At 54.7% G+C, this 26,596-nt stretch carries 18 protein-coding genes and 1 tRNA gene; 8 read left to right on the top strand and 11 right to left on the bottom strand.

Annotated elements, in window-relative coordinates; all coding sequences use genetic code 11:
- Nucleotides 1-61 precede the first annotated feature (61 nt).
- From HNI00_RS18145 to HNI00_RS18125, 5 genes are all read right to left on the bottom strand, one after another.
- A complete protein-coding gene (locus tag HNI00_RS18145; protein WP_316788184.1) occupies nt 62-406 on the bottom strand; it encodes a slr1659 superfamily regulator in 345 nt (114 codons plus the stop codon).
- A gap of 68 nt (nt 407-474) precedes the next feature.
- A complete protein-coding gene (locus HNI00_RS18140) occupies nt 475-1,053 on the bottom strand; it encodes a slr1658 family protein (RefSeq protein ID WP_316788182.1) in 579 nt (192 codons plus the stop codon).
- A 22-nt stretch (nt 1,054-1,075) separates the two neighbouring features.
- Nucleotides 1,076-1,831, bottom strand: a complete 756-nt coding sequence (locus HNI00_RS18135) for a MinD/ParA family ATP-binding protein (protein WP_316788180.1) — start codon at nt 1,829-1,831, stop codon at nt 1,076-1,078.
- A gap of 407 nt (nt 1,832-2,238) precedes the next feature.
- Nucleotides 2,239-3,351: a PAS domain-containing protein gene (locus HNI00_RS18130; protein ID WP_316788179.1), complete on the bottom strand. Its 1,113-nt coding sequence runs from the start codon at nt 3,349-3,351 to the stop codon at nt 2,239-2,241.
- Nucleotides 3,352-3,781: 430 nt separating this feature from the next.
- On the bottom strand, nt 3,782-4,543 hold the full coding sequence (locus tag HNI00_RS18125; RefSeq protein ID WP_297075187.1) for a MinD/ParA family ATP-binding protein: 762 nt from the start codon (nt 4,541-4,543) through the stop codon (nt 3,782-3,784).
- Nucleotides 4,544-4,938: 395 nt separating this feature from the next.
- Here HNI00_RS18125 and HNI00_RS18120 point away from each other — a divergent pair, with 395 nt between their 5' ends.
- Entirely contained in the window at nt 4,939-6,378 is a 1,440-nt protein-coding gene (locus HNI00_RS18120) for an FAD-binding domain-containing protein (RefSeq protein ID WP_316788175.1), read from the top strand.
- A 57-nt stretch (nt 6,379-6,435) separates the two neighbouring features.
- Here the strand turns inward: HNI00_RS18120 and crtH are convergent, their stop codons facing one another.
- On the bottom strand, nt 6,436-7,962 hold the full coding sequence (gene crtH, locus HNI00_RS18115; RefSeq protein ID WP_420156389.1) for a carotenoid isomerase: 1,527 nt from the start codon (nt 7,960-7,962) through the stop codon (nt 6,436-6,438).
- 822 nt (nt 7,963-8,784) lie between these two features.
- Here crtH and HNI00_RS18110 point away from each other — a divergent pair.
- A tRNA-Leu gene (locus HNI00_RS18110) sits at nt 8,785-8,866 on the top strand.
- 33 nt (nt 8,867-8,899) lie between these two features.
- Here the strand turns inward: HNI00_RS18110 and HNI00_RS18105 are convergent.
- Entirely contained in the window at nt 8,900-11,524 is a 2,625-nt protein-coding gene (locus tag HNI00_RS18105) for a bifunctional diguanylate cyclase/phosphodiesterase (protein ID WP_316788172.1), read from the bottom strand.
- A gap of 851 nt (nt 11,525-12,375) precedes the next feature.
- On the opposite strand from HNI00_RS18105, the gene HNI00_RS18100 reads away from it, so the two are divergent.
- The 3 genes from HNI00_RS18100 (at nt 12,376) to HNI00_RS18090 (ending at nt 17,400) form a co-directional block, all read left to right on the top strand.
- On the top strand, nt 12,376-13,335 hold the full coding sequence (locus HNI00_RS18100; protein ID WP_316788170.1) for a hypothetical protein: 960 nt from the start codon (nt 12,376-12,378) through the stop codon (nt 13,333-13,335).
- 101 nt (nt 13,336-13,436) lie between these two features.
- Nucleotides 13,437-14,417 carry a DUF1822 family protein gene (locus tag HNI00_RS18095; RefSeq protein WP_316788168.1) on the top strand — a complete coding sequence of 327 codons (981 nt, stop codon included), beginning with the start codon at nt 13,437-13,439 and terminating at the stop codon, nt 14,415-14,417.
- 97 nt (nt 14,418-14,514) lie between these two features.
- Complete coding sequence (locus HNI00_RS18090; RefSeq protein WP_316788166.1) at nt 14,515-17,400, top strand: ABC transporter substrate-binding protein; 2,886 nt, start codon at nt 14,515-14,517, stop codon at nt 17,398-17,400.
- Nucleotides 17,401-17,853: 453 nt separating this feature from the next.
- Here HNI00_RS18090 and HNI00_RS18085 read toward each other — a convergent pair whose 3' ends face one another.
- From HNI00_RS18085 to HNI00_RS18075, 3 genes are all read right to left on the bottom strand, one after another.
- Nucleotides 17,854-18,513 carry a response regulator transcription factor gene (locus tag HNI00_RS18085; protein WP_172354919.1) on the bottom strand — a complete coding sequence of 220 codons (660 nt, stop codon included), beginning with the start codon at nt 18,511-18,513 and terminating at the stop codon, nt 17,854-17,856.
- Nucleotides 18,514-18,597: 84 nt separating this feature from the next.
- Entirely contained in the window at nt 18,598-19,881 is a 1,284-nt protein-coding gene (locus HNI00_RS22205) for a sensor histidine kinase (RefSeq protein ID WP_420156223.1), read from the bottom strand.
- A gap of 907 nt (nt 19,882-20,788) precedes the next feature.
- Nucleotides 20,789-21,127: a hypothetical protein gene (locus HNI00_RS18075; protein ID WP_316788161.1), complete on the bottom strand. Its 339-nt coding sequence runs from the start codon at nt 21,125-21,127 to the stop codon at nt 20,789-20,791.
- Nucleotides 21,128-21,949: 822 nt separating this feature from the next.
- Between HNI00_RS18075 and HNI00_RS18070 the strand changes: the two genes are divergently transcribed.
- The 3 genes from HNI00_RS18070 (at nt 21,950) to HNI00_RS18060 (ending at nt 24,875) form a co-directional block, all read left to right on the top strand.
- On the top strand, nt 21,950-22,345 hold the full coding sequence (locus HNI00_RS18070; protein ID WP_316788159.1) for a hypothetical protein: 396 nt from the start codon (nt 21,950-21,952) through the stop codon (nt 22,343-22,345).
- Nucleotides 22,346-22,754: 409 nt separating this feature from the next.
- Complete coding sequence (locus HNI00_RS18065) at nt 22,755-23,246, top strand: hypothetical protein (RefSeq protein WP_316788157.1); 492 nt, start codon at nt 22,755-22,757, stop codon at nt 23,244-23,246.
- 147 nt (nt 23,247-23,393) lie between these two features.
- Nucleotides 23,394-24,875: a hypothetical protein gene (locus HNI00_RS18060; protein WP_316788155.1), complete on the top strand. Its 1,482-nt coding sequence runs from the start codon at nt 23,394-23,396 to the stop codon at nt 24,873-24,875.
- Nucleotides 24,876-24,897: 22 nt separating this feature from the next.
- On the opposite strand, the gene HNI00_RS18055 is transcribed toward HNI00_RS18060, so the two are convergent.
- Nucleotides 24,898-26,562, bottom strand: coding sequence for a deoxyribodipyrimidine photo-lyase (locus tag HNI00_RS18055; protein WP_316788152.1), 1,665 nt, complete (start codon nt 26,560-26,562; stop codon nt 24,898-24,900).
- Nucleotides 26,563-26,596 lie beyond the last annotated feature (34 nt).

Below are 26,596 nucleotides of genomic sequence, written 5' to 3'. Positions count from 1 at the left end.
AGAACTTGTCAGAATTCCCAGGATAAATCCTGGTCAATCAGAGAGAACAGAGAGAAGCGCCCTAATCAAACTGGAGCTTGAGCGTGGGTAGCAATCGCTGCAAATTGGGCAGCGACTTGGTTTGCCAGGGAATCTCATTTGATCCCTGAATCACTAGTTGGATCTGGCTGTTTTGTCGCACCTTGATCACAAATTTGGACAGGGTATTAATCCCAGAGCTATTGAGAAACGCCAGCTTTCGCAAATCGAGTTCCAAATTTTTGGGTTCCTGCTTGACCACTTCATCCAGCAGTTGAGCAATCGGCGCGTATTCGTCGGGCCCGCCCAGACGCAGCGCCCCTTGGCAGGTCAATGTCTGCGTCTCTGCGTCATACCAGATTTGATAGTCGTCGTCCCGGAGTTCCATAGCGCTCAACTTAATCTTTGCTGATTCTAATGCATCTATTGTCTGTCGTAGCTCATCCATCTTGCAGCCTAGACGGGCATTTTAACCATCGTGGTGACGGCGGTGAGGGGCGGTTTTGCGGTCAGGGTTTCAAACTTCCATCCCAGGCGGGCGGCATAGTTGGTCAGCATAATCAATAGCCCCAGCCCCGACCCAGAATTGGCATCATCCAGGGCGTTGGCTTCTAGCCGCTGGATGTAAAGCTCGTCGGGATCGCTGGAAACAATTTCCTGAATCAGCGTTTGGAATCGAATAATGTCGTCGGATTTGATGCTGTTTGTGACGTAAAAAACCAGCGCGTCGCTGTGCAAATGGAGCTGAATCTGAATCGGAAAAGCGGAGGTTTCGTCACTAAACTTCATCGCGTTTTCCAGCAGTTCATTTGCAATAAAGCTTACGGCATCGCGAACCTTATCTTGCTGAGAGGGAGATGATAAATCATCTTCGCCGGGAAAGAAGGTCGTCATGTAGTCGGCCACAAAGTCGGCCGAGAGTCCGTTCACGCGCCAGCGCTGGCGGATGGGCGCAGAACTGGGGGAAAAAGCCAGCGACAGGAATTCCTGACTGGGGGGATAGTCGTCTTGAAAATCGCCAAAGATTTGCAGCATTCAACCAATGATTAACCGATGACTAACCGATCACGTGGGCAACGACGCGGCGGAGTTCCTGACTGAACGGGTGATCGGGATACCGCAGGAAAAAGATGCCGTTGCTGGCCAGGTAAATCATTTCTTCGGACAGGGTGAACACGCCTGCAACGGGCACTTTGTAGGTCTGAGTGACCTGTTCTCTGAGGGCGTTTTGATCCATGCTGCTGAGGACTTTGTTGACGATGAGCAGCATTTGGCGGGCATCGAGCTGGCGGGCCACGTCTACCGTGACGGCGGTGCCCTGAAAGTCTTGCTGGTCGGGCCGCAGGATTAGCAGCACCAGGTTGGAAACGGCGATTGATAAGAGGGTTTCTTTGTTGAGGCCGGGGTGGGTGTCGATTAGCAGATAGTCGATTTCAAGCTGGCGCACGAGCTGGCGCAGTCCGTCGTTGAGCAGGCGAAAGTCATAGCCCTGGTTGAGAATGCGGGCGATTTCGTCGGCGTTGACGCTGGAGGGGACGAGAAACACTTGGCCGCCGCTGGGATTAGAGGAGGGGGGCGTGACGTTGTAGGCAGCATCGGCAATGGTGCAGCGGCCCCAGAGGTAGTCGTTGAGGGTTTTGTCGATTTTTTGGTCGTCTAGCCCGAAGATGACGTGGATGCCGGGTGAGGGAATGTCGGTGTCGATGACGGCGACTCGGTTACCCTGGAGGGCGATCGCCGTGGCCAGGTTTGCGGTGAGGTTGGACTTGCCTGTGCCACCCCGGTAGGAATGAATCGAAACAATTTTGGCCACAGAAACCTCGACTGGATGACAAAGACCGGATTCACACCTGATTGATGCGCGATTCGCACCTGCTGCCTCCCCGATTTGCGGCTACGGCGGGTTGTGATCACCGTAGCGTGTATGGGTTATGTAGCATTTCATCTGAAACTGGGGTGCTATTTGGGCCACTATTCTCTCATTTTTTCGCGTGAGGACAATTTAGCTTTTCTCGTGAACTTTTTTATCAGAGCGGATTTCTAATCGAGGCGGATTTCTGAGGATTTTGAGCGAAGCGGATTTTGATCGAAGCGGATAGGGGTTGGAGAGGATGACGGGCGGTGTCCATCTGAACCGATTCCAGGCTTATTCCATTCCAGGCTTATTCCAGGCTTGCATCCAGGCTTACATCCAGGCTTATGCCAGCCCTACATCCAGCCCTATTCAGCCAATCGCCGTTTGAATTGTTCGGCTTCTTGCTGAATCTGGCGAAAATAGTCAGTTTGGGTGATTTCGGCGACCTGACGCTGGCGTTTGGCCTCGTCAATTTCGATCTGAAGCTGCTGCATCCGCTGCTGGAGGGCCTGTTCCTGCTGTTTGCGCTGGGTGATGTCAATGCACATGCCCTCGTAGTAGAGGACTCTGCCCGCGCCATCGCACACGCTCCGCGCCGACTCTAGGAGCCACATGACGGTGCCGTCGCGGCGATACACCTGGTATTCAAAGTTTTTGACTTCGCCGTGCTGGGTGAGCAGGGATCGAAAGCGATCGCGCTCTTGGGGGTCTACGTAGACCTGCTGGGAGATGTCGCCGACGCTGGCCATAAGCTCGGCGGGACTGTCGTAGCCATACATGCGGGCGATCGCTGGATTGGCGCTGAGATACTGACCATCGGGCGTGGTTTGGTAAATCCCCTCGGCGGCGTTTTCAAAGATGCTGCGGTAGTTGGCTTCGGCGATTCGCAAGGCATCTTCGGCCCGCTTGCGCTCGGTGATGTCCTGAAAAGCGGCAATCGCATAGACCACCTGCCCCTTTTCGTTGTAAATCGGGCTGGCCCAGACCTCCAAGGGAACCGTGCGATCGCCCTGGCGCAGCACCATATCGTCTACCGTGCTGCTCTCGCCCGTCAGCGCCCGCACAATCGGCAGATCTGCGGTAGGATACAGCCGCTCTGCGCCCGCCTGATAAACCTGGTAGGTTTCCGACAATTCATCAGTCGCCACCTGCGTTATGGGGATATGCCCCAAAATCTGCTGCGCCATGCGGTTGGCATAGTAGGAGCGACCGCCGCCATCTACCACAAACACGCCCACGGGCACGGCTTCGAGAAACTGTGCCAGTCGATGTTCGCTTTCCCGCAGCGTTTCCTCTGCTTCGCGCTGAAGCTCTGCCTCCACCGTGTCGGAGTGTTCGGTGGTCATCTCTAGCAAGATTTCCAGGTCAGATTTTTCTTGGCGGAGGGTTTCCAGCTCAGCACGGAGTTGGGCGATTTCCAGGTGTAGAGACTGCTCAACAGCAGGGTCTGAAGACGGGGCAGAACAAGGCTCCTGCATGATTTCAAGTCCGAATTTCAAGTCCGAATTTCAAGTCCGAAGCGAGTCGTGGAGCATGTCCCTAAACCATACCGCTTGTCCCTCTAAATCTCCAGACAAATCTCCAGATATTTTGTAGGTTTTTGGGAAATTGTTGACCTCACTGCAACAGTTCTTGAATTTCAGCTTTTGCGTGGATTACCTAGTCGCTGAGCAGGCGCACCACCCAGTCCAGCAGCCGCAGCCCAATCTGGGGATTTTGCTGGTGCAGAGTGTTGAGGGATGCTGCCGATAGCCAGTGCAGCGTACTGGGGACATCGGCGATCGCCGTTACGGTATGCGCGGCCTCGCTAGCGCAGCAGACTTCTTTGCCAACGATAATTTCCTACTTCCAGCAACTTCTAGGGCAGCAACTCATCTCGAAGCGCAAGATGGCTATCCATCCAGCAACCTACTCAATAGCCACGATCTGGCGAACCAGGCGATCCATTTCTTGTGACAGGGGATGGTCAGGATAGCGAACCGCAAACAGATCGCTGCTGCCAAGCTGCATCATCTCCTCACAGTTGGGCAAGACCGCGCCGATTTCGTTGCTATAGATCGACTCGACCTGCTTTTTCAGGTCTTCTACATCCACGCTGGCCAGCACGCGATTGATCAGCATGAGAATCTTGGGAACGCGCAGCTTTCGCGCCAAATCTAGCACCACCGCCGTTCCCTGAAAATCTTGCTGGTCGGGCCGCAGCACCAGCAGCAATAGGTTTGACATGGCTAGCGCCAGCAGCGTCTCTTCGTTCAGCCCGGGGTGCGTGTCGATCAGGACGTAGTCGAGATTGTAGGCTTTGACCAGATCTTGTAGCCCGCTCCGCAGCAGGCGCACATCGTACCCTTCACGCAACACGCGGGCAATATCCTCGGCAGAGCTTTTGGACGGCACTAAATAGACTGCGCCTTCCCCAGTTTTGAAGTCTGGCACGGTGACATCGTAGGCGCTTTCGGCAATCGTACAGTCGCCCCAGAGGTAGTCGTTGAGGGTGTTTTTCATGCTGTTGGGTTCCAGCCCAAATAGAACGTGAATCCCCGGCGACTGGATATCGGTGTCAATCACGCCGACGCGCTGCCCGTGCTTGGACAGCAGGGCCGACAGGTTGGCTGCGGTGTTCGATTTGCCCGTGCCGCCTCGAAAAGAATGAATAGAAACAATCCGTGCCATTTAGCTCTGCTCGTCTGAATATAAGGGGGTGCGATTGCAAGGGAGTGCGATGGGGGGGATGCCGCTGATGGAGACTGCTAATCCACGCTGCTGTGATATCCTACTTAGATAGTTTTTCTCTAATTTTTCTCTGAAGAAGGCGATCGCCTTCCTCAAACCATATCCTAATCAGAACCGTGCAGAGTTTACTCCGCTGAAAATCTTCAAGATTACCCACGTTCTTGCCAGAAGGCTCATTTAGGGCTGCTATTTCTTGCTATTTCTAGGCAGCTACTTCTTGAAAGCGCCCGACAAAGCGTAGTCGGTTCTGCTCGTCTTAGCCCTCGTTTTCACTTGCGGCCCGCTTCTCTAGGCGGGATGCAGTAAGGTGATGAATAGAATCCAGCAGGCAGGGTATGAGCGAGTTGATTTTGTTTTGGCATCGCCGCGATTTGCGAATTGCGGACAATGTGGGGCTGGCAGAAGGGCGATCGCGCTCGGCAAAAGTCATTGGCGTGTTTTGTCTCGATCCGGGTATTTTGCAGCGGGACGATGTGGCCCCGGTGCGCGTGGCTTATCTGCTGGGCTGTTTGCAAGATTTGCAGACGCGATACGCCAAAGCAGGCAGCCAACTGCTGATCTTGCACGATGACCCCGTGAAGGCGCTGCCTCGACTGGCCAACGCCCTAGGCGCTCAGGCCGTGTACTGGAACCGCGACGTGGAACCCTACGGACGAGAGCGCGATCGCCGGGTTGCCGCTGCCCTCAAGGAAGCAGGCGTAGAATATCAGGCGTTTTGGGACCAACTGTTGCACGACCCCAAATCAATCCTCAGCGGCTCCGGCACGCCCTACACGGTCTATACGCCCTTTTGGAAAAACTGGAGCAGCAAGCCCAAGGCTGAACCCGTGGCGGATTTGACCAATGCCGAAGGGCTGACGGATTCTGAAAAAGATGCGGCAACCAAAGCGGGGGCGATCGCCCTGCCCAAGCTCAAAGATCTCGGTCTGGTGTGGAACGGCGGCTTCATTCTAGAACCGGGCGAAGCGGCGGCCCAGGAGCGGCTCACGGAATTCTGCGATCGCGCCATTACTGATTATCAAGCACAGCGCAATTTACCCTATGAAGACGGCACCTCCAGGCTGAGCGCCGCGCTCAAGTTTGGGGCGATTGGCATCCGCACGGTCTGGGCCGCTACGCAAATCGCCCAGGAACAGACCCGCAGCGACGAAGCCCAGGAGGGCATCCGTGTCTGGCGGCAAGAGCTGGCCTGGCGCGAGTTTTATCAACACGTCCTGTATCACTTCCCCGAACTGGCCGACGGCCCCTATCGCGAACCGTTCAAAGCCTTTCCCTGGGAAAACAACGAGAAACACTTCCAGGCGTGGTGTGAGGGGCGCACGGGCTACCCGATTGTGGATGCAGCCATGCGCCAGTTGAATGAAACGGGCTGGATGCACAACCGCTGCCGCATGATCGTCGCCAGCTTTTTGACGAAAGATTTGATCATCGACTGGCGCTGGGGCGAAAAGTATTTCATGCAGCGGCTGGTCGATGGCGACCTAGCAGCGAACAACGGCGGCTGGCAGTGGAGCGCCTCCAGCGGCATGGACCCAAAACCGCTGCGGATCTTTAACCCCGCCAGTCAAGCGCAAAAGTTTGACCCAGAGGCGGAATACATCCGCGAATGGCTGCCAGAATTGCGCGGGCTGGAGACTGCACAACTGGTGACAGGGATCATTGATGCGGGCGATCGCCGTTCCTGTAATTATCCTGCACCGATTGTCGATCACAAAAAGCGACAGGCCCTGTTCAAGCAGCGGTACGCCGACGCGAAAGGAAACAAGCAGGGATAAGGGACAGTTTCCAACATTAAGCTGAACATCCAGAGAAACATCCAGCCGCAATTTTGCCTAGCCGCGCAGCCCCAAATCCGCCGCAACGCGATGGGCGCAGGCAAAGCCTGAAAAGGCGACTGCGTTTAACCCCTGTCCCGGAAAAGTGCTGTCGCCGACACAGTAGAGGCCAGGGATAGCGGTGCGGTTGAAGGGCATTCCCAGCAGGCCCAGCAGCTTGCGCCGGGGAATGGGGCCGTAGGAACCGTCTACGCGGCCGAGAAAGCGGCGATGGGTGCGGGGCGTGCCCGCTTCCTGAAAATCCAGCCCAGCGGCAAGACCTGGAAAAATGGCTTCGAGGCGATCGCACAATGCTGCGGCTACGTCCTCCTTCTGGGCTTCGTACTCGCTGGGCGAGAGGCGTTGCCAGTAGTCTACCCAGTCGGGCGTGAAGGTGTGGATGATGTGGTAGCCGTCGGGCGCGAGGCTGGGGTCGAGCAGCGTAGGAATCGAGACAAAAATCGTGCCCCTGGCGGCTTCGATGCGGCTCCAGTCTTCTAGCAGAATGTGGTGACACTCAGTATCAGGCGGCAGCACGTCGGCCCTCACCCCCAGATGCAGGCTGAAGAAGCTGGGCGACTTGCGATAGCGCTGCTGCCATTTTTGCTCCGACTTGGGTAGCACGGCAGCGGGCAGCAGTTTTTCAAACGTGTCCCAGCGAGTGGCGTTGGAAATGACGCGGCGGGCGCGGTAGGTTTTGCCTGAGGCCAGCCGCACGCCAACTGCGCGACCGTTTTCCATCAGGATCTCCGTGACGCGGGACTTGTAAAGGATTTTGCCGCCTGCCTTTTCCAGCCCTTCTGCCAGTTTCTGGGCAATCTGCCCCACGCCGCCCCTGGGATAATTGATGCCGCCATAGTGGCGATCGCTAAACACCATGCCCGCATTGATCATGGGGGTCAGGTCTGCGGGCACCACCGACCAGCAGTAGCATTCCATGTCGATGAAGCGCAGGAGGTCTGGGTCAGAGATATAGCGACGGGCAATGTCGCCCACGTTTTGCGGCAAATATTTCACCAGCCCTAGGCAGGCAAAGGGATGCTGAAAAAACACGCGGGTTAGGTAGCGTGGCTCCTCCAGAGACAGCAGTTCCATCGCGTTGAGGCAGTTAAACACCGCCCAGCACTCGTCATAAAACTGGCGGATGCCCTTCGCCTCATGGGGAAACTTGGCAGTCAGTTCTTGCAAAAATTTCTCATATTCACGATGCACTTTGAGATCCAGACCGCCGGGTAAATGATAGTGAATCTGCACCGGATCAGGAATCGTCTCGATTTCCATGCCCACGGCAGCCAGCGCCCGCGTCAGCAGGTTTGTCGTGCCCTGGCTGCCAAACCCAAAGATCATCGACGCGCCCACATCAAACCGATAGCCCTCCCGCTCAAAGTAGCCCGCGCTGCCCCCCGGAATCAGGTAGCGCTCTAGCACCAGCACAGATGCCCCCTTTGCCGCAAGCTGGGTGGCCGTCACCAGGCCGCCAATGCCCGACCCAATCACGATCGCATCGAACGCTGTGCCGTCTGGGGGAACGAGGGAAAGGGGCATGGGCTGGGTGACGGAGGCATCGGTCTGCATAGAGTATTTTTGCAGCTAGTTTTTGCGGCGAGTTAGGTGTGCGGCTGGTTTAGAAACTCTCGTTTCTTGGGGACAGGGCGTATCCCGTCTTACAAACTCCTGTGGTCACACCAGTCTTCTGGGCTTAGCGGCGATGCTTTGATCCCCCCTAACCCCCCTTGGGCAAGGGGGGAACTGATCCCCCCTGACCTCTCTTGAGCAAGGGGGGAGCCGATCCCCCCTAACCCCCCGTAAGGGGGATTTAGGGGGATCTTTCAGAAGCCCCATGCAAACGACCGAGATGTGTGGACACAGTAGTTCCTAGAAGAGGACGCTGTAGGGGCGATCGCACTTTACGCACTCTGTTTCAGTCCTCTTCAGTCCTCAATCTATTAGTGTATCGGACTGGCTGCCGCTTCTAGACACGTCGCCAGTCGATAAAAAAGCAAAAATAAATAGGACTTACGTACCTGCGATTAAACTTTCTGGGTTTTGGATAATTTCTCGCGGGCGCAGCCCGCGAGAAATTATCCAACTGCGTAAGCCCTGAATAAAAAGGCAAAAAAAAGGGGGACTGGTCTATTGACCAACCCCACCTGCCGATCCTTTGAGAGGAGAACACTAAAAACAATGTACCCTTATTGAGATTTAATGTCAACACTATCGAAAATCTTTCTCAAGTAATCCCGGCAGACCTGCCCCTGTCACTCCTGATGCACCAGCCCCGCCTGCATTTGCTATGATAGTTAAGCCAAGTTCAAGCCCGAGCGGAACTAACCCGGTTACCACTTTGGGCAGCAGGCTGGGCAACACGCGGATGTGGCGGAATTGGTAGACGCGCTAGATTTAGGTTCTAGTACCGCAAGGTGTGAAGGTTCAAGTCCTTTCATCCGCATTGATTCAGTCGTTATCTACTCCAGTCATCTGGTTATCCTGTGACTGGCTTGCCTATCAGCAGCGGGGCGATCGCCTCTGGCGGCAGGGGACGGCTAAAGTAATAGCCCTGGGCAAAGTCGCACTGGATGGAGCGAAGAAACTCAACTTGTTCAGCGGTTTCTACCCCTTCAGCGAGAACCTTGAGGCCCAGCCCGCGTCCGAGAGCGACGACGGTGTTGGCGATCGCCACGTCGCTGGAATTATGGGGGGCATCGCGGACAAAGGACTGGTCGATCTTCAGCGTGTGTAGGGGAAAGTGCTTGATCACGCTGAGGGATGAATAACCCGTGCCAAAATCGTCCATCGCGATTTGCACACCCAGGTCTACCAGTTGGCTTAGCGTGCTGGTGGTAAACTGCACATCTCGCATGGCGGCGCTTTCAGTAATCTCTAGCTCCAGATATTGCGGCTCGATGCCCGTCTCTTCTAGCGTTTGCAAGATAGAGGTGGCCAAACTGCTCTGCTGAAACTGCTGTGCCGACAGGTTTACCGCCATCCGCATCGGCGGCAATCCGGCATCCTGCCAGGCCCGCTGCTGCTGGCAAGCGGTTCGCAGCACCCATTCCCCAATCGTGCAGATGATGCCCGACTCTTCGGCCAGGGGAATGAACTGGGCCGGCGAGACAAAGCCCAGCAGCGGGTGCTGCCAGCGCAGCAGCGCCTCTACGCCGACGATCGCCCCCGTCATCAGGTCAATTTGCGGCTGATAGTGCAGCAGGAGTTCCTTGCGAGACAGGGCCTTTCGCAGGTCGCTCTCCAGCGCCAGGTGGTTCAGCGTTTGCACAGCCATGCCTTCGTGATAAATCTGGTAGTTGTTTTTGCCCTGTTGCTTGGCCTGGTACATGGCCAGATCGGCATTTTTCAGCAAGGTTTCCACATCTGCCCCATCGTAGGGAAAGAGAGCAATGCCCAGGCTGGCGGTGATGTATAGCTCCTGTTCGCCCAGGTAAAAGGAACTGGTGAGTCGGTCTAGAATGCGCTGGGCGATGTGGCTGATGTCTTCGGCAGAGTGGAGGTGCGGCAGCACTAGGGTAAACTCGTCGCCACCCCACCGGGCGATCGCATCGCAGGGACGCAGGCAGGCCCGCAGCCGCCGGGCCACCTCTTGCAGCAGTTCGTCGCCCACCGCGTGGCCCAGCGAATCATTAATCAGCTTGAATCGATCCAGATCGAGAAACGCAACCCCCAGCATTTCATCATCTTGCTGGGCGCTGGCCAGGGCCAGCGAAAGCTGATCGTTAAACAGCAGCCGATTGGGCAGGCTGGTGAGGGCATCGTGGGATGCCTGATAGCGCATCATCGCCTCGACCCGCCGCTGGGTCACAGCCAGGTAGAGGTGAATCGCCACCGAGTTGGCCAGCCGAATGTCTTGGGGTGTCCACTCTGGGGCCTGGTTGAGCTTGATCTCGCGCCAGGCCGCAAAGGAGGCACGGGGCATGATGTTGCGGGCATCTTCCTGGTGCTGGCCCGCCCACAAGATTTCCTGGTCATAGCCACTGCGAAAGATGCCCAGGTAGCCGACAAACTGATGCTGGAATTGGAGCGGAATCAGGGCGATCGCCCGGATAGAGGTCGGTTCTAGCAGGGCAACGATGGGCCGCCAGCGTGGATCGGCTTGCAGGCTGTCGAAGGTGTGAAAGCGGAGAGTTTCCGACTTTTCGGACTCTAAAGATGTGTCTAGGCGGCTGGCAAACTGGGCGATCGCCTCTGGGCTGGGGGTGTGGGTGCTGGTGAGCGCGGAAAGTCCGTCTGTGCGCCGCCCCAGCAGTTCTTGCCACACCGGGTCTTGCTCCAGATTTGGGCTGTTGGGCTGTTCGCCGGTAACGTAGAGTTGAGCTACTTCGCCGCCTGGTTCTGCTGCAATGTAGAGCCGTCCGCCTACTGCCTTTAGCGCTGCCACCATCGCTTCCAAGACCTGCTGCCGAATTTCGGGCTGGCTGAGGGGGCTGTGGAGGAGTTGACTGACCTGGTTGAGGGTCGCTTCGTAAAGCACCTGTGCGCGGGTTTGGGCCAGCAGGTTTGCTTGGGCGATCGCAATCGAAAGCTGATCGACCGAAAGCTGCACTACCTGAAGCTCTCGTTCAGAAAAGTGGCGTGGCTTGCTGTGGTGGGCGACCAATAGCCCCCACAGTTGGCGCTGGTGCAGCACTGGCACGACCAGAGAGGCCTGCACCCCCATTGTGTTCAGGTATTGCACATGGCAGGGATCGGCGGGTGCGTGGCGAATGTCATGGTTGATCAGGCTTTCGCCCGTGTCGGGATGATCCAGCCGATGGGCCATTTGGTGCTGGGCCGATACGTCGGTAATGACCCGCTGGCGGGCCCGCACAAACAAATCCCGTGAGGATTGGGGAATATCGCTGGCCGGAAAGTGGGGATGCAGCAGTGATGGAAGCTGTTTGTTGTGAATCGCTTCGGCAATCACCTCGCCGCTGCCATCTGGCGCAAAGCGATAGATCTTAACGCGATCTACATTGAGAAACCGCCGAATTTCACGGGCTGCGGTGGAGAGAATTTCCGGCAGTTCCAAAGACTGGCGGATGCGATTGGTGATCTGGTGTAGGACATGCTCTCGGTGGGATGTCCTTCGAGGCACATGCGGACGGGTTTTAGACACAGCTTTCTAGCCTGAATTTTTAGAGAAGAGAGTCCCCAACTATCTAATGCCCCTCATCACCAGAGAATAACCATCACCCCTCATCATAGGCGTGACGCAGGGGGGACAGCTTGAAGCGGATAGGACGGGGCTTTGAGGCGGAACTTTGAACCGCGATCGCCCGATAATCTCACTCTGCTGAGGGTACTCCAATTGGGCATGGGTAGATCGATCCTCTCAGGGAGGGTGTGGTCAGGCATAAGGGGCGATCGCAAACTCAAAAGACCACGGTTTTCCAGGACCCACAGTCTAGAGTACCCAGGCGATCGCCCTCTTGCTCATGCCTAAATTGCGGTCGTGTTGAAATTTCTTAAGGCTTAGAGAAAAACGCTCTCAACAAGCTGCTAAAAGGCTGCACAGCTTGGCTGGCGGATCGCAGCCTGCATAGGTGCGGTGGGGCTGGCGATAGATTCCGGCAATGGCTGAGAAAATTGAATTTCTTGCTGAACTTTTTGCCACAAACTGAACGCCCAACCCTCTATGCTCCAGGGTGTATCCCACTTTTGTAACCCTCACCCTAAATCCCTCTCCCAAAGCGGGAGAGGGACTTCCAATCCGGCTCCCCTTCTGCCTTTTTTGGGAGAAGGGGCTGGGGGATGAGGGCAAACTTGCATAACTGAGATGCGCCCTATGCTCCAGATACAGCTTCCGATCGGCTCTCAGCCGCAAAGCAAAATTGCCGCTGAGTTCTGCAATTTTTCATAACGCCTCCGGGTCAGGCTGATAGAGTTTCAGCAAACGGTTTGGTGTTGTTTGTGCCATGAACGGTTTCAATTTGTCTTCTGTGTTTTCCCTACGCCTGTTGCCAAACCATGTGTGATGACGCTCAAATTCAAGCTCTTTTAGACGAGATTCGCAGTCCCGATGCTGCGCCCCTGCTGCGTCGCAAAGCCCTGTCTCGGCTGCTGTTGTGCATTCAGCGATCGCCCAAGCTGCGCCGCTCTCGCCATCCCGACTATGGCCACGCCCTCAGCCTGACGATGGAGCGGGTGTGTCGAGCAATCGACGAGTTTAGCCCCCGCAGCGCCTCGGTTTCTACGGATTTGATGAACTGGGTGAACGGCTATTTGGAGGGACGCATCCGGGACTTGCGAAACCCCGATACAAAAATCAAGGATCTGCATCGACCAGAACGCGGAGAACGCGAGATCAAGCGAGAATTTGGCAACGTGGTGCTGCTAGATCAGTCGATTGGGGAAGACGGCAATCAGACCCCTGTGGGCGACCTCACGCCCGATCCGCGCCAGGACATGACGCTGCTAGAGGCGTGGATTCAGGCACTCCAGCAGGCGCAAAAGCAGCGAATTGGGCTAGAAATTCATCGCTATCTGGCCGCAGACCCCGATGCGATATTGCAGGGCTGCCATCCCAATAAATTCCTGGAATGCCACTGTCAAGCGCTGATTCAGCGGCTACACCTGAGCGAACCGCCCGAAACCCGACGGGCGATCGCCCAGGATTTTGGCATTCCGGAGCAGACGCTTTACTCGCATTGGCGCGACAAGTGCCTGCCGCTGCTGCAAATCGTCGCGCTGCGGTTTGATCCTCAAGTGATCGAATTTCTCCAGTCGGACGAGGCGCAGTGTCTAGGCGACTGCCACCCGCCCGCGCAAGAATTCTGCAACTGTCTTGATGTGGCCAAACGGCTGCTGCTGTCTCAGCCGCCAGAGTCGATGAGGGCGATCGCTCGCGACCTCAAGATCAAAGAATCTACCGTGGCCAAACATTGGCAAAGTGAGTGCCTGCCCAAACTCAAAAAGCATCGCCTCTGATTTCCCGTCCGCACTGGATCGGAATGTTTCAGCGAATTGCGACGCGAATCTCTTCTGAATGTTATCTGCTAAACTGCACCCTCATTTTCTGGAACGCAACAATGAACACTGTAGAACTCATCGGCCTACCCATTCCCCTCAGTCAAGATGCGTTTGAATCTGCCGCCCAGTTTGCAGCCGAGCAGGCCACGCCGGGGAAAGGCAAACGGGTCTATTTGAACACGCTGGCGGTCTACGCAGTGCAGACCTACCTGAACTGGCTGGAACTGAACACCAGCCTTGCTGAGGGCGACTGCTGGCAGCCAGGACTGAGGGCGGTGCTGGATGTGGCGGATCTGGTGTTGCCGGGAATGGGCAGGCTGGAATGTCGCCCGGTCTTGCCCGGCGAAACCGCTATGACTCTCCCCCTGGAAACTGCACAAGACCGACTGGGCTACGTTGCGGTTCAGTTTCATGAACAGTTGGACGCAGTTGATCTGCTGGGGTTTGTGCGGGGTGTGCCGTTTGCAGAAGACGATGCCCCCCTTGAGCCGATGACCGTACCGTTGAGCGAACTGCTGCCGCTCGACTCGCTGCTGGATGTGCTGCATCCTGACCTGGCGATCGTGAACCTGCGCGAGTGGCTGATGGGGCAGTTTCGACATCCCGAATGGCGATCGCCCGAAGCCTTCGTCGCCAGCCATCGAACCATGCGGTCGGGATCTCGAAACGCTACGGGCAGCAGCTTTTCAGTCCCGCCAGATATAGATGCCCAGATTAATTCCGTCAGTCGCGCCAAGGCAATCGAGTTTCAGTCGCTCGAAAAGCAGGTAGTGCTGGTGGTTCAGGTGATTTCCATTACCACTGAAGACAACACGCTCAACGTGCGGCTACGGCTCTATCCCGATGCTTCGTCTGACCAACTGCCGCGCAATCTGCAAATCACCGTGTTGGACGAGACAGGCGCAGTGATTGTAGACTCCCGTCCCAAAAGCGGCAGCGGCTGGACCGAGGTTGAATTATGCGACTGTCAGCCAGGCGACCGATTTAGCGTCCGCATTGCGCTTGGTGAAGATAGCAAAATAGAGGAATTCTGCATCTAGAAAATTCTAGAACTTTCTAGAATTTTCCAGAAAACTAGAGTTGCATAGGTTTATTCGATCGTGCGATATCTTCAATTAGGTCATGAACTAAGCTCCTATGGAAACGATTAAGCTGACACTCCGCCCCCGTGATGAGGACAATCCCGCTGCTGGATACCGAGTTCGGCTAGATAGCCGCGATCTGGGTGAACTGGAGGCCGCGCTGCCAGCGATGCCCAATAGCTTAGTCGCGGCGCTGGCTGACTGGAAAGCGGCCTATGCGGTGCAGGAGGGCGTGCGATCGCACTTTCGCATCAGCGGTGTCAAAATTACTCACCACACGGCGCAGGACGTGATTCGGCTTTCGGAAAGGCTGCAAGAAGAGTTTAACGAATGGCTGAACGACGGCAATAAGCATTGGCGTGAACTGCGAGAGGCGCTGATTCCGCTGTTGCGTCGAAATGGCTATGGCAACGGGAATGGATATGCAAACGGGAACGGAAGTAGCTATGCAAACGGGAATGGAAACGGGAACGGCGATCGCCCGCTGCTAATCATTGACCTCGGCAATGATGACACGCTCAAACGACTGCCCTGGCAAGACTGGAAGCTGTTGAGGCAGCACTACTACTACAGCGATGCTGCCATTCGAGTGCTGAACCCATCCACGTCCCTAGGGTCACGCCCCAGCTATCCCCAGGCTGCCAAAATCAGAATTCTGGTCATTGTGGGAGAAAGCGACGACATCAGCACCGATCAAGACCTGTCCGCGATCCAGCAGCTTGAACACGATCATCCTGACACGGTGGAAGTTATCTCGCTGCTCCAGCCGTCTCCAGCAACCCTCCAGGCTGCGCTCGAAGATCCGCAAGGCTTTCATATTCTGGTGTATGTCGGCCATAGCCGCAGCGATGATGACGGCAACGTGGGCTGGCTGCTGCTGAACCAAACCGATGAAATTAGCATTCGCAACTTTAAGTTTGCGCTGAGTAAGCTAGTTCGCAAGGGCTTGCAACTGGCAATCTTTAACTCATGCGACGGATTGGGGCTGGCGCAGCAGCTTGCCCAGATTGACGTACCCCGCTGCATTGTGATGAAAGAACCCGTGCCCGATCCGGTGGCGGTGGAGTTTTTGCAGCGCTTTTTCCATGAATTCGCCACCAAAAAGCGCTCCCTGCTGATGGCCATGCGGGCGGCGCGACAGGGATTGGAGCATTTCAACCTGCGCTATTCCGAAGTGACTTGGTTGCCGACGGTGTGCGTCAAGCAAAATACGGAGCCGCTGACCTGGCAACTGTTGCTAGATCAATTGCAGCAGGAGCCTGCGATCGCCCCGCCCCATCCGCCCGAACCTCGCCCGCCCCAAATAAGCCCGCCGCCAGGCACACTGCCCCCCCCGCCGAGTCCAGCTACGAATCGGCGCAAGTGGCTGGTGGGCGCGGGGACGGCGGCGGTGCTGCTGGGGGCGATCGCCCTTGTATCGCTTCGGCAAGTCCGCTGTCTGTTTGTGCAGTGTGATGCACCGGGCAGCAGCCCTGGCCAGGGGCTAGTCGGCCCTGCGGGGTCAGGCAATCCCAGCCCTACGCTGCTCCCGATCGAACGGTTGATTACTGCTGGCGACAATGGAAACCTGCTGGGTAGCCTCAAGCTGGAAGCGCCCTACGCAGCGCTCAAGCAAGCGGGCATCAATGCGTTTGCCACGGGTGACTACAACACCGCTAAAGCAAAATTTGATGAGCTACGGCAACTGGCCCAAACCCAACGGCAGCAGTTTTCCAACGATTCCAATAGCCCAGACTATAAAAACGCAACCGCAGCCTTGAGAGATCCTGAAGTGCTGATTTTCCGCAACAATGCTGAAGTGCGGCTGCGGCGACAGGCAGGGCAACCCACCTATACGATTGCAGCGGTGATTCCCCTCAGCACACCAGAAGGAACGCTGATTAACATTGGTGAACAAATGCTGTTTGGCATTGCCCAGGCCCAGGATCAGGCCGTCAATCGGATTAATGCGCCCACTAATTTGGAAGTCATCATTGTCAATGATCTGAACGTGCCCGCGCAAAGCAGGGCGATTGCCGAAGCGCTGGTTCAGCCCAACCTTCCCGCGCTCGACGGACAGCCATTACTGGCGGTCATTGGCAATTACACCAGTCGGGGCACTTGCGATTCCTTGCCTGTGTATGCCGCAGCCAAGCAGGTGGTGATTTCTCCCCTCAGCACCGTGATGAATCTGCGAGCGCGGTGCAACGGTGCTGACGTGTTTTTCCGCACCACGTCCTCCACACAGATCGAAGCGAGAACCCTAGCAGACTATTTGCATCAGCAAAAGAACCAGCCCCGAGTCGCGCTATTTGCCAATTCTAAAGAGTTTTACAGTGACGACCTGCGCTATCAGTTTGAGAGCGAACTGCGGGGCACGATTGTTCGCACGTTTGACCTTTCCGATCCGCAGTTTGATGCAACCGATGCGCTGCGTCAGGTCGAGGACGTAGACGCACTGGTGGTGCTGCCGGACGGTCGCACGGGCAACAGCGAGTCCTTTAATCGGGCGCTGGCGGTGATTAAGGCGGACGGCGGCAGGCGGCTGATTCTGGCCTCTGCCCCGATTTACACCGCTGACTGGAGCGATCGCGGCAGCAGTTCGGAGGAGCGTCGCGCCCTCAGCAATCGGCTGATTGTGGCAACGGACTGGTATGCTGCCTGCGCCCCAGATTTTGTGCAGTCTGCCAATCGCTATTGGCTGGGCGGCGTGAACCGGGTCACGGCGGTATCTTACGAGGCGATTGAGGTGCTGCTGCCCAAGCTGCGCCCTGGCATTACGTCCGATGAAATTCGCCAGGGGCTAGCAACCGCACAATCCCCCAGCAGTATCTTTCCTGGCAAGACGATTAGCTTTGACGCACGGGGCGATCGCAAAGATTTAACGACTCGCGTTCTCACGACGTTAGTCGATAACCCAGCCAACCCGTTCGATCTTGTCCCTGAGACGGTTTGCCCATAGGCAATGGGTGCATCCCACTTTTGTAACCCTCACCCTAAATCCCTCTCCCAAAGCGGGAGAGGGACTTCCAATCCGACTCCCCTTCGCCTGTTTTGGGAGAAGGGGCTGGGGGATGAGGGCAAACTTGCAGAACTGGGATACGCCCATAGGCGATCGCCTCAAATAGCCAAACGTCACCCACTAAACAGCACTTTTTAGAGGATGTTTGAAAAGTCCTACTGTTTGTAGCAAAGCGTGCAAGATCCCCCTAAATCCCCCCTTAAAAAGGGGGACTTTAAGGCGGTTTCCCCCCTTTAAGGGGGGCTAGGGGGGATCTCTGAGTGCTTAACATGACAGGCGATACCTTTTGAAACACCCTCTTAGACAGGTTTTTTGCAATGCTTGAATGCTGCAAAAATCTGTCTAGTTTGTGTAACTTTATGTGTAATTTAATAGCTGTAATTTCCTATTTGGCTATCCCAAAAAGCCCCTTTCACGGGCCATTTTGCAGATAGCAACCCGGTGGTTTGCTTCTTCTGTGTAAATCAGATCCACATCAAGGCGCTGCTTGAGGCGCTTGACGTAATTTTGGGCAGCTCGCCGAGACACATTCAGCCGATTGGCCAAAGCGTCATCTGAAAGGCAGTCGTTGCACAGGAGATTTAGAACCTCCAAATCTTGATGATTCAAGTTAGAGCTTTGGCGCAGTTCTCTAGGCAGGCAAAGTTCGCCGTTCAGCGCACTCTGGGCAAACTTGATATAGGTCGATCGGCGATCGAGCTTATTAGCAACCGCAAACCCGCCCTTGTGACTATCGATATAAGAAATGAGTGGAGTCAGCAAGCGATATTCGCTGCTGTATACCAGGACATTGAGCTCTGTATGCTTCTCAAAAATATGGCGCAATAAGTTAATCCCAGGCTCAGCCGACTGCTCGCCGCTAAAGGTTCCGTAAAGCAAATCAACGACTATCAGATCTGGAGATTCTAGCGATAGAAACTCCATTGCCTGAGAGGGATTATTGGCGATCGCACACCGACAGTTCGGATCAACCTGTTGAAGAAAATCGCGGTTTCTCTCAGCAACCTCCTGATGATCTTCAACAATTAGAAAAAAAGGCTGGCTGGGGGGCATCTCTGTTGCTTGGCTACGCCAAATTTCTCGCGATACCTTTATTCTATAGCGAGAAGCTGTTAGCGTAAACCCTGCTTTAGACTCCTAGCGTAAACCCTGCTTTAGACTCCAAAAAAGCTCAACCCGTAATAGGCCCTCTGGAGATAAAGTCCTCTGCCAGCGTCCATTATCCAGGCTGATTGCGATCGTTTCCATCGTTTTTGTACCTGTCCCCTTTGGCAGATCATCGGCGAGATGATTAGGGATTTTAGATGTGTTTCCCGATACACCTATCCCATCATTGGCGATCGCCAGTTTACATTGTTCGCCCTGCTGTTCCAGGCAAACTTCGACCCAGCTTGCTCGTCCATAGGGCTGCTGAGCGTGGCGCATCACATTGTTGATGGCTTCCTTAAAGAACCGAAAGATATCTTCTCGATCGTCTATCCAGTCTGGATTCAATTCTGGTTCCTGAAGTGGTTTAATGCGTTGCTTAACTTTTAATCTCAGGTCGCCGCGTTCTTCAAGCTGTTTGAGGTGGGTTTGAATTCCTTGGGCTAGCCCAGAAACTAACTCTGGTGAAATATCAAGCTGCTTTCGAGCAATAATCTGTAAATCATTAAGCTGATTGCGAATATCTTGGCCAATGCGAACTAACTTATCCACAATCGGCTCCGACTTGACGCTGGTCTTTACCACCAGCAACTCTGGATCAATCAGGGTTTCCAGTTCTTCTACCTGATCCATCACCAGCTTTAGCTCTTGCAGCGGCCCGTCGTGAATATCGGTTGCGACCCTCGCCAAAACCTTGCGCGTCCGCGACAGCGTGGCGTTTCGCTGGGTCAACTCTTGTCGCTGCTTGGCGGCCTGCTCTCTTGATTTTTTGAGCAGCAGCACCAGCGTCATCGAAATGCCCGTCAGCACCCAAGTCAAAATGGGCAGCATGATTGGCAAAACCACGCGCCCAGCAAATGCGGTGGGCAGCAAGGCGGCATAGGCGAGCGGAATCCCCAGAACAATCAGCGGCCCACGAGTCAGCCACCAGAAGCTGGATTTTGACAATCCAGGGCTGAGCAACCACGCCATCAGCATCGACCCTGCCAGCGTCAATCCCAGGCTCCACTCCTGACTCAGGGGATACTGGATATTGTTGCTGAGAATGCTCGCCAGCACGTTTGCCTGCATCTCTGCCGGACTCAGCGGTTCAGCCTTAACTGAAGTCGGCAGTTCAGACCAGTTGGGGTCATTTTGGGGAAAGTCGATGATGACAATTTTGCCTTTGACTTTCTCGATATGAGATGAGGAAAAATCTCTTCGGGAAGCGCGATCGCAGCCTGTTACCTGCTGAACTGGATCAATGATTTTGGCTCCGCAAAATTCTTGTCCCAAGCTTTTGGAAAAGTCTGCTTCCCATATTGAAAAACTGACGTGGGGATCTGAATAAGAAGGCAGTGGACTGTTTGAACAGACATTACTCGGATTCAACTTATTTGCTGCAAGACAAACGGCTGACTGGAAGGCATTGACAGGGCCGCCTTTTGCATTTTTAGAGGCATTTGTGTCCGACATTCCTGAATTGAAGCTATTTTCAACTGCATAGGGATACCGGACAGGATTGATTGAATAGGCCTTGAGCAGATTGAGCAGCGGTTGCCGGATGAGTTGCTGCTGGCTTGTTCTGAGCTGCAAAGAGGCTGCAAGCCCATCTTTTGCAACAGGGGTTGAAAATTCTGAAAATCCCTGAATCGTCTCCGGCGGAAAGATAGGCTCTAACGTTCGACTATTGATTGGCAGAAATTGGTTATAAACGCGGAAGAAGGGCCCCGATCGCTTCAACTCTGGAGGAGAAGATAGCACAATTCTATGACTGTAATTTTCAACCAGAGAACGAATCGAGTCTCCGGATAACCCCGACTCGACCGGGGTCAGAGGCTCTGGAGAATCAAGCACCTCTGAGGGCAGATTGATTAAAACAACTTGAGCGCCCAGATCGATGAGATTTTTAATTAGGTTTGTATAATCTTCTAGCTTTCTGAAGCGGCTAAAGCTTTTGGGACTTCCAATAATTTCTTGATTATCAATGGTGACTAAAAGAATCTGGTTGACGGCATCAGATCTCAATCCGGTCTGACGAGGTTCTGGAACTTTAGAAAGCTGCTCTTTGCGCTGAACTTCAAACTCTTTGAGCGGGGTATCCACTGAAAGGGAGGGCAGCAGAATGAGGGTGTAGAGCAGTCCCCAGAGTGCGCCAAGTCCGAGCGATCGCAGTTTCCAGCGTTTATCGAAAGGCATGGCTTCACCGCAGAACGTAGACAATCACGCGATTGCCAGAATAGAGCGTTACCTGTCTGCGTCCTTGGGCAAATTGCCATACATTGCCGTCAGGAGTTCTTGCTACTCCATTTTGGATTTGTGCGGTCTGTCCTTGAGAGGGCCCGCTATGAAAGGTCACCTGGTTGCCATTAATTGTCAGGCTAATTTGCACTACACTGCCCTGCCCTGGGCCGCTCACGATTTGTCCTCGACCTTGCAGCGTTTGGGCGATCGCCGGAAACGCAACCCAGCCAATCGAAAACAGGCTGGTGAGACAAAGAACTGGCAGAAGAATGACTGCCTTAAACAATAAGGGCTTCATAAATACAAAACAGGCAAATGAAGAACCAACTTCTGAGCAGCTTCTAATCGATGCTCTGATCGATCTTCTGATCAATCTTCTGATCGATCTTCTGATCGATCAGAGGATGGATGCTGCGAACCGGAACATTTAGACTGCTCAAGTAGACTGCTCAAGCTCGGTCGCTATCATACCAGGTCTGCCTCAAGAGAGAGATACGCAAAAGCGCACATTTTTCAATTTGGCAAACCGACCTACGTGAAAACGCAAATCTGTTGGTGCTTCTCTGCGAAGGAGTCTACGGGGATGGGTATCGCATAACCCGTCCATCCATAGTTCTATAGAGGTATTGAAGGAGCAAGTTAATCAAGACCTAACAGCCTCCAAAAAGTTCCCACTTGATTTCTGTCAACGTTCCTGAAGGGCGAAATCTCTATCCACCATTTTCGTATTGGCAAACCGACCTACGTGAAAACGCAAATCTGTTGGTGCTTCTCTGCGAAGGAGTCTACGGGGATGGGTATCGCATAACCCGTCCATCCATAGTTCTATAGAGGTATTGAAGGAGCAAGTTAATCAAGACCTAACAGCCTCCAAAAAGTTCCCACTTGATTTCTGTCAACGTTCCTGAAGGGCGAAATCTCTATCCACCATTTTCGTAACTTGGTTTTTTTTACCTGATTTCTTCCTAGCAAGTAGACAGAAAGTTGACCTGAAAACCACTTTGATTTTCATAATGCCTGCTTGTCGAATTGTGTTATTACCATCAGGCTTCTGACAGCAAAAATAGCCTGATTAAACCAAGCCTCCTATCAACCCCGCCGATGTATGAGGTCTAATCCTATGAATATTCTCGCCATCATTCAGGCTAAAAATCCCGCATTTCATCAGTCGCTCCAGTCTTTTTTGACTCGGATGGAGCGCTCCGGTTCACACTCCGTAAAAGCGATCGCCCACTACGCTGGACTCCTATTTTTGTTATCGCAAAATCCGGGACTGGTCGCAGTTCCCACAGACGCAATTGATAACGTACTGCACCAGCACATGGAGCAGCCAGAATTTGCTCAGGACATGGCGCTGCTGTTTGGCGATCGCGCTGTGGCCGAGCATCTTCCTGGTGCGGGCAGCGAGTCGGGCTTTGCCAAGACCAAGGCGCTGTTTGAGCGCGAGTTTCAAATTGACTACGGCAACCATGCAGCAGCCTGCGAACTGTTCATCAAGGGCGATCGCCCCTCCTAGCGTTCTACTCGTGAGCGACTGGCTATAGGCTCCCTATCTCTATCTCCCAGGCAGAGCAACGAATGAGCTTGACTGGCAATCCAAAATCGAAAAGCCAAAATCGAGAATCGATCCTCGCCCCCACCCATAGCCAGCGCCACCCATCCAAGTTGAAGTTTTTGAAAGAACTGCTGAAGAATCTTACTGAATTTTAGGGTGCAAAACGAACTGAAAACACCATAGCGTCTTTATACAGGCGGCTTTATTCGCCTAGATTCTGACCCGGCTTTTCAACATGCACAAATCTGCAATCTGGATTGTGTTTCTGTGCGACCAGGTTTGCGCCCAGGGGTAGTTCTTTCAAAAGAGGTTCGTGGTCTGATTAAATTAACCGCCCAACACACTCACCCGCCTTCTGAGGTTGCTTATTATGAAACTCCAAACGGCTATGCAAGCCAACGCTACAAACCGCGAAAACAGGTGGTTTCCCGAAATTGACAGTATTGCAACGGCCCGTCGAGTGGCTCGTCAGGGTGTGATTGCTTCGCTGGTTTTGGCGGGTGTGACCACTGCATTTGCGATCGCCGCAACGCAAAACACGCTGCCTTCAGAGCTATTAGAACTGGATGAAGTCTTTAACCCGCTGCTGTTTGTGGATGCGCTGATCTATGGGGCGATCGCCTGGGGAATCCAGCGGATGTCTAGAATTGCGGCGATCGCGGGTCTATCGATTTACCTGCTCAGTCGCGTTCTGCTGCATCTGTCGGGGATGCCCACCAATCTTTTCGGAATGGCGATTGTGACGCTTGTCAGCGTTGCGTTTATCAATGCGATTCGCAGCACGTTTGCTTACCATCGCTTCCAGCGTCAGCAAGCGTTAGAAATGTTCTCCGGTAATTCAGATTTTCCTGAGGCGAACTAGGGTCTTAGCTGTTCCTGAACACATTCCCTGTTTGAATCAGCCCCCAATCTTCTTTTAATCCCTAATCTTTTCAATCTGCATTCACGCAAGCGACTCGCTCGTTTGTCCAGTCTGTCTTGCTCAAAATTCATATTCAGGAGTAGCGCTGTGTCTGTAATTCCCCCTTACAAGTCCATGAATCCTGCTTGTCTCTCTGCAATGCCCTCTGCAATGGCTTCGGTGATGATTCGTCCGTCGTCTAGCCTGTTGCGTCCCTACTATACGCAGATCACGCTAACGTCCTCCGGCGCACGCAAGACGCAGACGAGCCTGCAAGCAAAGGCATTTTTACAAGAGAACTGCCTGGATGCGGCAAATCCCTTCTCGTCTCACAAACAGCTTCAGCAGCAGTTGATAGCGCTGTGGAAAACGGGCAGCGAAACGGAACGGGCGATCGCCGAAATTTGCCTGCGCTGCTATGTCTCACATCAAATTGTGCAGGTTTGCATTGAGTTAGCCGGTCGGTTTGGGCTGCGGGGTGGCTTTCAACTGAGCGATCTGCTGCCGCTGGTGCTGGATGACGCGCCGATCGCGTGGAATCCGAATGGGCTTCTTCAGCCTTCGGCAGAGCCAGATTCCCCGGTTTATCGAGCGTTTGCCTACGATATCTTGGGTAGCTTTGATCCGTCGCGCAACACTTGCCTAAGCACCTGGACAAAGCGCAAAGTTTTTTACCATCGAGAACTGAACGCTTTTTTGCAAGAGCGTGGGATTTACTTAATTAGCGATTGGGCACTTCTGAATAGTGCAACAACGGGCCAGATTCGACGCACTCTCGCTTCGCGCTATGCTCTCACCGAAGCTGAAATTCAGCAGGCGTGTCAACTGCTGGAAAGCTACCACGCCATATATTCTGAGCAGCTTCGCCAGGTGCGATCACGGGGCTATCGCGGCAAGTGCCCCACGCCCACCACGCAGCAACTCCAGGACATTGCCCAGCATTTACAACAAACGACGGGGCAGCCCTGCTTTCCGCTGCAAGTGATGGCTCAACTGAGCAATCTGGCCCAAAAACTGCGTCAGCGTCAGCCGTCTACCGAGCCGCTGGAATCTGTAGATGTGCCTGCTGCTGCACCGGATGAAGCCGAGCAGAACCAGTCTGCGTTTCTTCAGCACTATCGCAAAGCGTTGGTAATGGTGCTGGATCGGGCGATCGCCCAGGTGATTTGCGATCGCCTCCAGGATTTACAAGGGCAGCGGGGACAGCGCGATCGCCAGTTTCTCAAAGCACTGCACCTGTTCTATGCCCAGGGGCGATCGATGGGCGAAATTGCACCGCTGGTAGGCATGGGCGGACAGCCCCAGGTGTCTCGCCTGCTAAAGCTGCGCGAACTGCGGATTCACGTCTGTCAGCAAATTCGAGAGCGCCTGAAGACACAGCTTTATGACCTGGTTGCGGAATATGCCCAGGAACGGAGCGTGCATGTCTTAAGTTCTCAGATTGACAGCATTTTGGATGCTGAGATTGATCGACTGATGACCGCAGATAGCGCTGAGGCGAGTACGGCAAATCGCAGTTCTCAGGGACTTCTGGCCCAACGATTCCGACGCTATCTAGAACAAACCATGACGACTGAATTGGCCGCATAACATTACGGAACGCTCCTCCATGCTAACCCAACAGGTTTAATTGAACACTATCGGCGGGTACAGGAGCTTTCGATTTCGCATTTCGCTTACGGCTTGGCACTTTGCGCGGCACGATGTCCACATGGGCAACAAACCAGGTGCGGAGTGCCTTTGCCTGTTCCAGATCCAGCGCTTCCAAGTCGAGCGGCGGCGGAAACAAATCTAAGGGACTTGTTTGAGACCAGGCGATTTCGCTGGCATACAAATCTGCTCCAAAGGGTGTGAGTGTGTTGGGCAATCGCGCCAGATAAGGCAACACGTTATCCTGATTCAGAAACACCTGTCGCTGTCGTTCTAGCTGCTGCACACGGCGCTGTCTGGCGGCTTTGTAAGATAAGATCGGCGGGGGATAGTCTTTTTGGCGCGGCGGCACTCCCAGTTCCGCAGGCGACAGGTGCGCCAGTTCGGGCAGCCATTGCTTGATGAATAGTCCGTCTGGGTCGCAGCGATCCACCGCTGTTTGCTCCGGATTGTAGATGCGGGTCCAGGTTTTATCGACGCAGTGCGTTACCCCTGCCTGCATGGCCCACTGGTAATGGTCGATTGGGCAGTCGCCATCGATCAAGTGCCGCATAAAGTGCAGCGCCCCATAGCGCCAGTCCATGCCGAGTAAGTTACTGAGAAAGCTGGAGTAGATGGCGCGGACGCGGAAGTTTAGCTGTTTCCAACCGCCTGTTTCCTGCAAACAGCGGGCTGCTGCATCCACAATGGGGAAGCCTGTTTCGCCCTGCTGCCATGCTTCGTAGAGCGTTTCGTCAAAGTCCCAACCCTCCTCATCAAAGACCGTATAGAGCGATCGCACTTCCAGTTGGGGCATGTAGCGAAACCGCTGGGCAAAGCCACTGCCCCACCGCAGCCGTGCAATGAACTGCTGCCGACTGCGCTGCACCCGCGAATCGGGCGCGTCGTTGAGCTGGGTCTGGGTTGTTTGCACACACTCGCGCACCGAAATCGCGCCGAATTTGATGTAGGGACTCAGCCCCGATGTGGCTTCTGCGCCAGGATAAGAGAGTTGCCAGTAGTAGCGATCGCTCTTTTCGGCAAGAAATTCTTGGAGCAGCGCCCGCGCAGGCGCGATACCACCGGGAGGAATCGGCTTGCCATCGGCAATCAGTCCCAAGTTGCTGAGGCTGGGAATGACTTCGCTGGGAATATCGTCGGGTACGGCAACGCGAGTCGGAGCGGGCACGATCTCCTGCGCCATGTGGGTGTACCACAGTTCTCGGTATTTGGGGTAGGGAAGCAGATCTGGCGTTGTCGCGGCGGGTTCAAACCAGCGGATCTTCATCTGCTGCTGCGTCAGCGCCCGGTTCAGCCGCGCATCGCGCACCCGTCCATAAATTCGCTCAAAGTCGATGTATGCATAAATGCCCTCGGCCTGGGTTTCGCGCACCAACTGGGGCAGAATTTCAACCGGATCGCCAGAGCGGAGGATCAGCCGCCCGCCGCGATCGCGCAAGTCCTGATCCAGCGCGTGCAGACACTCCAGCATAAACGCCACCCGCGCCACGGCGGTTTCGGGATGGTGCAGCAGCGCCCGATCCAGCACAAACACAGGAATCACCGCGCCCCGTGCAGCGGCCCGATGCAGCGGCGCGTGGTCAAAGACGCGCAAATCTCGCCGAAACCAGACGATGGTGCGATTCATGCCTGGGCATTTAACCTCGTGACTAGAGCGAGCT

The organism is Thermoleptolyngbya oregonensis NK1-22, assembly GCF_032705245.1.
In the GTDB taxonomy this organism is placed as follows: Bacteria; Cyanobacteriota; Cyanobacteriia; order Elainellales; family Elainellaceae; genus Thermoleptolyngbya; species Thermoleptolyngbya sichuanensis.
The sequence above is the reverse complement of the archived record's forward strand: the minus strand, read 5'-3'. Positions and strand labels throughout refer to the sequence as shown.

Excerpts from the sequence above, each read along its gene's own strand:
- HNI00_RS18075 (WP_316788161.1), bottom strand. The coding sequence starts at position 21,127 with ATGAAGCCCTTATTGTTTAAGGCAGTCATTCTTCTGCCAGTTCTTTGT.
- HNI00_RS18125 (WP_297075187.1), bottom strand. The coding sequence starts at position 4,543 with ATGGCACGGATTGTTTCTATTCATTCTTTTCGAGGCGGCACGGGCAAA.
- HNI00_RS18095 (WP_316788168.1), top strand. The coding sequence starts at position 13,437 with ATGAACACTGTAGAACTCATCGGCCTACCCATTCCCCTCAGTCAAGAT.
- HNI00_RS18100 (WP_316788170.1), top strand. The coding sequence starts at position 12,376 with ATGTGTGATGACGCTCAAATTCAAGCTCTTTTAGACGAGATTCGCAGT.
- HNI00_RS18140 (WP_316788182.1), bottom strand. The coding sequence starts at position 1,053 with ATGCTGCAAATCTTTGGCGATTTTCAAGACGACTATCCCCCCAGTCAG.
- HNI00_RS18085 (WP_172354919.1), bottom strand. The coding sequence starts at position 18,513 with ATGCCCCCCAGCCAGCCTTTTTTTCTAATTGTTGAAGATCATCAGGAG.
- HNI00_RS18090 (WP_316788166.1), top strand. The coding sequence starts at position 14,515 with ATGGAAACGATTAAGCTGACACTCCGCCCCCGTGATGAGGACAATCCC.
- HNI00_RS18145 (WP_316788184.1), bottom strand. The coding sequence starts at position 406 with ATGGAACTCCGGGACGACGACTATCAAATCTGGTATGACGCAGAGACG.
- HNI00_RS18055 (WP_316788152.1), bottom strand. The coding sequence starts at position 26,562 with ATGAATCGCACCATCGTCTGGTTTCGGCGAGATTTGCGCGTCTTTGAC.
- HNI00_RS18120 (WP_316788175.1), top strand. The coding sequence starts at position 4,939 with ATGAGCGAGTTGATTTTGTTTTGGCATCGCCGCGATTTGCGAATTGCG.
- crtH (WP_420156389.1), bottom strand. The coding sequence starts at position 7,962 with ATGCCCCTTTCCCTCGTTCCCCCAGACGGCACAGCGTTCGATGCGATC.
- HNI00_RS18130 (WP_316788179.1), bottom strand. The coding sequence starts at position 3,351 with ATGCAGGAGCCTTGTTCTGCCCCGTCTTCAGACCCTGCTGTTGAGCAG.
- HNI00_RS18065 (WP_316788157.1), top strand. The coding sequence starts at position 22,755 with ATGAAACTCCAAACGGCTATGCAAGCCAACGCTACAAACCGCGAAAAC.
- HNI00_RS18070 (WP_316788159.1), top strand. The coding sequence starts at position 21,950 with ATGAATATTCTCGCCATCATTCAGGCTAAAAATCCCGCATTTCATCAG.